Raw genomic sequence first — 2297 nt, 5'->3', positions numbered from 1 at the left:
GATCGTCCGCCTGCCGTGCCGCGCCCGCAGCAGTACCGCCGCGCTCAGCAGCCCGGCGGTGACCGCCGACGTGGTGGTGTGGCCGGACGGGAACGACCAGCCCGAGGCTTGCGCGGCCCAGTCGCCGACCGGCGGGCGCTCCCGGGCGACCAGCGACATCACCCCGTACCGCAGCAGCTGCGCCAGGACCAGACAGGCCAGACAGGCCGCCGCCGCGGTCACCCGCTGCCGCGCACCGCACCCGGCGATCACACCCGCCAGGACGGCCAGCAGATACGGGATGACGCCCGTGCCGGTGTCGGTGACGCCGCGCGCCGCGGCGACCGCGACCGGCGGCCTGTGGTGCACCGACCAGGAGAGCAGCCGGCTGTCGGTCAGCAGAGGGGCGCCGTGGTGCCCCGCCACCACCAGCGTCAGCAGCACGAACGCCACCAGGGTGCCCACCGCCGTCGACACGGCCAGGTCGGCGGCGGTGCGCCGGTTCACGACGAGACCAGCAGCGGACGCAGCCTGGTGTCCGTGAGCCTCCTCGCCAGGGCCTCGGGCCGCCGTCGCAACGCGGTCGCGAGTACCAGCGCGACCAGCGCGCCCACCAGCGCCCCCGCGACGACATCGTGCGGATAGTGGGCGCCCACCCAGACCCGGGAGGCCGCCATCGCCACCGCGCAGACCAGGGCGGTCACGCCCAGCCGGCGGGAGACGAACAGCAGGGCCACCGCGGCGGCGAAGGCGAGGGCCGAGTGGTTGCTCGGGAAGGCCCAGTCGCCCGGCGCCGGGCACGCCTCCAGCGTCGTCACATGCAGGCTCTGGCACGGCCGGTCCTCCCGTACGACCAGCTTGACCGCGTCGTTGACGCCGTAGGCGAGCACCACGATCACCGGTACGGCCAGCGCCATCAGCCCGGCTGTGGCGCCCTCCCTGCGGGCCCGCCACCATCCGGCGACCATCAGCACGGCGAACAGCGCGAGGCCGTACGACGACCAGGCGGAGACCGCCGAGTCCAGCCAGCCGGGTGCGCGGTGGGCCAGGTCCACCGTGTCGGTGTAGAGGCCGCCGTCGACCGGCGATCCGTCATAGGCGAGGTTCATCCACTGACTCCGTCTGTGCGCGGGCGGTTCTTGCGGGAGCGTCGCAGCTCCAGGGCGAGCGGCAGCAGAGACACGACGACGATCACCGCGATGATCGGCAGCAGATAGTGGTCCACGTTCGGGACGGACTTCCCCAGCGCGTATCCGGCCAGCACCAGGCCCTGGCTCCAGACGAGCCCGCCGACCACCTGCCAGAGCGTGAACGTCCTGACCGGCACGGAGAGCGCGCCCGCCATCGGGTTGAGCACCGTGCGCACCACCGGGACGAAGCGGGCGAGCACGACGGCCTTCGCGTGGCCGTACTTGCCGAGCAGTTCCTCCGCGCGGGCCGCGCCCTTGCGCAGATGTTCCGAACGGCTGCGGGCGAGCAGGGCGCCTCCGGCCCTGCGGCCGATCAGATAGCCGCACTGTGCTCCCGCCAGCGCGCCCACTGCCGACGCGAGCAGCACCATGGGCAGCGACAGCTTCAGCCCGGCGGTCGAACTGCCCGTGCAGAGCAGCCCGGCGGTGAACAGCAGGGTGTCGCCCGGCAGGAAGAATCCGACCAGCAGGCCGGTCTCGGCGAACATCACCACGGCGATGCCGGCCACGCCGAAAGCGGTCAGCACGGACTGCGCGTCGAGGATGTTCACCGCGAGTGTCGAAGCTGTGAGCAAGGTCCCGGCCTTTCCGGTCGGATGAGGGAGGGCCCGGCGCGGGCGCCGCACCGGTGCGGTCCTGGCCAGAGGGTGTGGACCGCACCGAAGCGACTACAGCTCAGTAGACGGTCTACGTAACTGTAGACGATATCGCTTCGCGGGCCGGCGGGGGCGGCAGGGCGTGATCGCGGGGTAAGTTCCGTTCATGGAGCGCAACGAACGGCCGACCACGGCTTCGCGGTGGCTCGTCCGCACCACGGCGACCCGGTACTTCGCGCTGGCGGGGATCTTCTTCGTCTGGGCGTTCATCTGGCTGGCCTGGGCGCCGAAACCGTACGCCTGGATCGCCACCGTTCTGTGGATCGTCATCGCGGCCGTCTTCGCGGCCCAGGGACTCCGGCTGCGCAGACAGGCGCAGGCCGCGGAGGAGACGGAGGCCGCGGAGGAGACCGAGGGGCCCGGGAAGGCTGAGGGCCGGGAGGGGCCGGAAGGGCCGGACGGCACGGGCAGGGCTCGGGGCGGGCACGCGGCCGTGGGCGGGGTACGCGGCGGTGAGGCCGGCGGGCGCGCC

General features: G+C 73.1%; 2 protein-coding genes and 2 pseudogenes. 1 reads left to right on the top strand and 3 read right to left on the bottom strand.

Annotated elements, in window-relative coordinates; translation table 11 throughout:
• From G3I19_RS36085 to G3I19_RS36075, 3 genes and pseudogenes are all read right to left on the bottom strand, one after another.
• Positions 1-486: pseudogene (locus G3I19_RS36085) on the bottom strand (PAP2 family protein); the annotation flags it as partial.
• Positions 483-1088: a phosphatase PAP2 family protein gene (locus tag G3I19_RS36080; protein WP_164267893.1), complete on the bottom strand. Its 606-nt coding sequence runs from the start codon at positions 1086-1088 to the stop codon at positions 483-485. The pseudogene G3I19_RS36085 and the gene G3I19_RS36080, both read right to left, overlap by 4 nt.
• Positions 1085-1744 (bottom strand): DedA family protein, encoded by a 660-nt coding sequence (locus tag G3I19_RS36075; protein ID WP_164267892.1) that lies wholly within the window; start codon positions 1742-1744, stop codon positions 1085-1087. The genes G3I19_RS36080 and G3I19_RS36075 overlap by 4 nt, the downstream gene beginning before the upstream one ends.
• Before the next feature lie 187 nt (positions 1745-1931).
• On the opposite strand from G3I19_RS36075, the pseudogene G3I19_RS36070 reads away from it, so the two are divergent.
• Positions 1932-2297 (top strand): annotated as a pseudogene (locus tag G3I19_RS36070) (hypothetical protein); the annotation flags it as partial.

Origin of the sequence: Streptomyces sp. SID10853 (genome assembly GCF_010548145.1) — a bacterium.
Classification (GTDB): domain Bacteria; phylum Actinomycetota; class Actinomycetes; order Streptomycetales; family Streptomycetaceae; genus Streptomyces.
The sequence above is the reverse complement of the archived record's forward strand: the minus strand, read 5'-3'. Positions and strand labels throughout refer to the sequence as shown.